The 4177-nt window shown below is 40.3% G+C and carries 2 protein-coding genes; both read right to left on the bottom strand.

The window, feature by feature from the left end; translation table 11 throughout:
- Nucleotides 1-292: 292 nt before the first annotated feature.
- Nucleotides 293-529 (bottom strand): hypothetical protein, encoded by a 237-nt coding sequence (locus CDZ78_RS18035; protein WP_140414183.1) that lies wholly within the window; start codon nt 527-529, stop codon nt 293-295.
- Nucleotides 530-1471: 942 nt separating this feature from the next.
- Nucleotides 1472-4177 (bottom strand): Tn3 family transposase (locus CDZ78_RS18030; protein ID WP_087871222.1); only part of this gene is annotated, 2706 nt, incomplete at its 5' end.

Genomic DNA, 4177 nt, shown 5'->3' with positions numbered 1-4177 from the left:
CACTTCTTCCTTGTTCAGAGGTTGATACTCTTACGTAACCGATTGCTTTCTTAATCATAATCACACCTTTTTTATATACCTGTACAAATTATAAACGTTCGTTTGTACCTTGTACAGGCATATAAAATATAAATGGGTGCCTTTTATAGTTTGTTTATCTTAGTGTTAAGTGGATACCCGTTACATACCCGCCCCCGCTGTCTCGTATATAACTTTTAACGTGCCCCTGTTCAAGAAGCGCTACAACAATGGACATTACCCTCACGTTAATCCCCAAACGCCTTACATCAGCTCATAACCTCACTCTTGTTAATGGAATCAGTGTCACCCCTACAAGCTCAGTTTTAACCCACATAAGTCTAAGATCCTGCGGGGAGTCGCTATTTTTGCGAAAGCTTGTTTTGGGCATCCCAGCCCAAGCAAGCGGCAAAAACTTAACGCGACCACTAATGCCTTCGGCGCCCCAGACGTCCTGCGTACGTGCCACTTCGCCATTACCATCGTAAACTCGGTGCTGGCTTCGTAACACTCCCTCAAATGACTGGACGGCGTTTTTCGGAATGCCTTTTATTTTGTCTCCACCTACGCTAGCGCTACGATTCCGACAAAACAACGGCTCTACGCCTTCTGGGGACTACCAGCCCTCGCGTTCGCTCTCCATGGCTGGCAGCGGGAGCAAATGGATTTAATCGACTGGCTGGACAGTAAGCGAGTAATCAGGCAACAACCGCCGACCCAATCGACACAGCACCGCCTTTTCATCATCAAGCAGTTAAAGAGAACTTGAAGCCTTGGAGCTGTCAGCCCTCACAATTTCCGAAGCAATGGCACATTATCAAAATATCTACCAAAAAAAAGCACAGCAAGCGATTTTAAAAGGTTTTGAATAGGGTTGATAATCTCGTACATTTAAGCGATAAAAACGCACCAGCGGGCAACCTCAAGCGATTACGGCCTATATTTTCTTGCTTTCAAAGGGGTAAAGATCAAGAGCCAGTTAATTAGGCCGATAATGGAACTTTCGTTTTATCTTCAAAAAAACAAAATAAATTCTTTAGACCTTAATTTTTTCTTTTCTAATCAGGTGTATTTTTTCCTGACTGAAAGAATAATATTTTTATGAAATCGCATATTTTCGGTTTCCCCCTGTTTTCGTAAATAAGCGGCTCTTTCTGGTTCTGTCGCAAAAAATAAAATCACCTTATTACCTACGATTATAAGATTTAATTTCAGCCAAAGTAGGTTCACATGCTCAACTGAAAATGGCTCTATTTTTCAAGCCATTACTTTCCTGAATACCCCATGGTAATTGACTTTAACACTATATTATCGTAATTTTAATGATGGGATGAGACTGTTTTTCTCCTGCATGGGGGTTTGTGCATAAACGCGATATTTTTCGCTTAATGCGCTGTAATCTCTCCTCCTCCGTAATTTACGGCTGCAAAAAATCACCTCAAATTTAGATTTATTATGCTTCTAAATGAACTGTTCTGGCTAGCGCTGAGAAATCATGGCTATTTTCAGAGTCAGCAAAGGAATAAAATCCCGAAAAATTGATATGAAACCAGGCTACAGGCGATATTCGTTTTAACGCCTCTAGGTTTTCCGAGCGCCCTTCGTGCTCATTGAATTCTTTGAGTTCTGAGAGAATTTGAGCGTTATAGTGAATAACACAATTGGCAATCAAGCGCGCACACTCATTCCACAGTGTTAACTCTGCATGATGACTGCCTCTGAATTTCTTACCGTTCGTTTCAGCTATTACACGCCTTAACTGGTGGAATGCTTCGCCTCGATTGAGAGCACGTTGAACATGCCGACGAAGTGTTTCACTATCAATATAATCCAGTATGTATTGCGCTTTTATTGCTCTGTCATATTCCGCCAAAGCTTTAAGGGTAGCTGTGTTCGATTTATACCGGCAAAGCTTCTTGATTAATACACTTTGACTGGTTTTGTGCTGCCCTAGTGAAATCATCAATCGACAAATATTCTCCCATTCTCTTGTGATTAACTCCCAATCAATCGGAACCCTTAAAGAGATCAGCTGCTCGATATCTTCAGCGTTTTCGACCTGAAACATTTTCTCAAAATGGTCTTTAAAGGTTTTGTATCGTGGCGCAAATTGATAACCAAAAAAGTGGAGTATGGCAAAATTATATCTATTTGCCCCATGGGTATCAGTCGACAAAATATCAGGTTTAACTTCAGACGTGTTGTTATAGAGTAAATCAAAAATGTGATGGCTTTCGTGGTCATCTGCACTAATGATTTTGCTATTTGCAGGTATGTGGTTGAGCACCAATGTCATCGCTGATACGCCTTTTTCTTGGCCGAAGTATTTGGGTGAATACCTCGCCATTAATGAGCTAAAACGACATTCAAACTTCTGCCCATCAATACTACCGTGCTGACCGCGCTCATCTATTTGGTAGTACTCGAATATTGGTAAAGAGGCTGTCTTGTTTGAAATGACGTCGTTTGCAGCTCTCAAAGTCTCCAGGCGCAAGTAGTTGGCCTGCGTGGCTCGTAAATCATTGAATGAGCGATCAGAAATGTTAGCTATTTTGTATAAACCGAAATTAGTACCATTACCCAATATACATGCCAAAATATCATTAAGGTTGGGTTGAGTTCGCTGGTATTTTGATTGAAAGTGAGTGAATTCATCAAAGAAATTCGTTTCCTGATTAACTACACGCATTAGTTCAATGATCCCTACCTGGTCAAATTGTTCAAACACTCGGTTATTCACTGTTGGCACTGGGTTTTTGACTGATAAAGACCATTTAATGGTGTTGGTCTGATCAGAATAAATCACGTAATCATTTGCTCCCTGATTGATCCTCTTACTGGTATTTTTCATTTGCTCTTCTAGTAACTCTTTTAAACCAGCGCTTAATTCTGAAATTGTCACATTCAGCATAGGTAGTGACATGGAACTGCTTAACTGTTTTTGATCGACCTTATTAATGAGGTAATCGTCAAGAGGCCTGTATTGATGGCTATGATGAATATAACAAATGTCGTTATCGAGCGCCTGGAGGATCTTTCGGTACAAATAACATTCGAACAGAAACGGATCAACGGTTGGAACGTCTAGATCATCGTTTTGGATATAGGGTAAATCCGATGGACGGATCAGATCCTCATCTATCGTTTTTATTTCCCCACATTGACGGAGTTCTTGCTTTGCCAAAATGATTTGATTAGCTAGTTCAAAATGAGCTTTGTCTATTTCAAATTCTAGAGTCAAAAACAGGCGCCTTAAATTACGTCTAATAGTGACCTTATTTTGACGATAGTATTGCCAGATAAATTGTTTCTTATCCAGTTCAACTTTAGCCATAAAATCAGCGACGGATGCTAAATCTGATTGAGGTAATATCTTGTAAATATTCTTGAGCAAGGCCTTTGCCAGCATAGTCTCATCATTAGCGCTGTTGGCCAGAACATGTAAAACATCCGATACTTTCTTAATCTGTTTGCTCAGCCGATTAGCTTCTTTGGCTATTTGTGTATCGCTATATTGGCTTGCGCTCTGTTCGTACTTTCTGATCCCTCGATAAAAACCGTTAGTCAAATTATCATTGATGTGGCCATAACGTTGACAGAGAAATGAGACAATATAAATACTGGCCTTAGCCGGTGTAAATTGTTTCAACTGCGAGGTTCGGTAATTTTGGAACATATCGCTGTAAAATCGAATATTTCCTTCTGAAATATGCGCCTGTTCCAAAATCGTTTTCGCTTGTAAAAATATAGGTTCCAGTTTTTGTTTATCTTGTAACTCTCGACTTATTTCTCCAAAAGTAAAATCTTTTGCCTGGCTTCGCAGAGTTCGAAATTCGTCTGTTGTCTGATGGGGTGCCAATAAAGTGGTGATGTAATCCTTAATCTTGCCCTTGAGTTGCTTGTGAAATAGGGTTACTAGCCGCTCTTCCTCTTTGTTCAATGCCTGGTTTACAACGCTCTGAATTCGAGAAAGGGCTGGCAATGCAATCCATTGCTGATTCAAATAGGTGACACACTCATCAAACACCGTCTTATTATCAGCTCGGATGGCAACTGCTAAATCCGCTTGCTTCAGCAGTTTCTGTTGATGCTGATCAGAAAATCGTTGAAAACCCGTTAAGGAAAAAACCTTTTGGTAGATGTTAGATTTGGCATCTTT

This window comes from Bathymodiolus platifrons methanotrophic gill symbiont, assembly GCF_002189065.1.
In the GTDB taxonomy this organism is placed as follows: domain Bacteria; phylum Pseudomonadota; class Gammaproteobacteria; order Methylococcales; family Methylomonadaceae; genus Methyloprofundus.
This window is presented reverse-complemented; position numbering and strand designations above follow the sequence as displayed.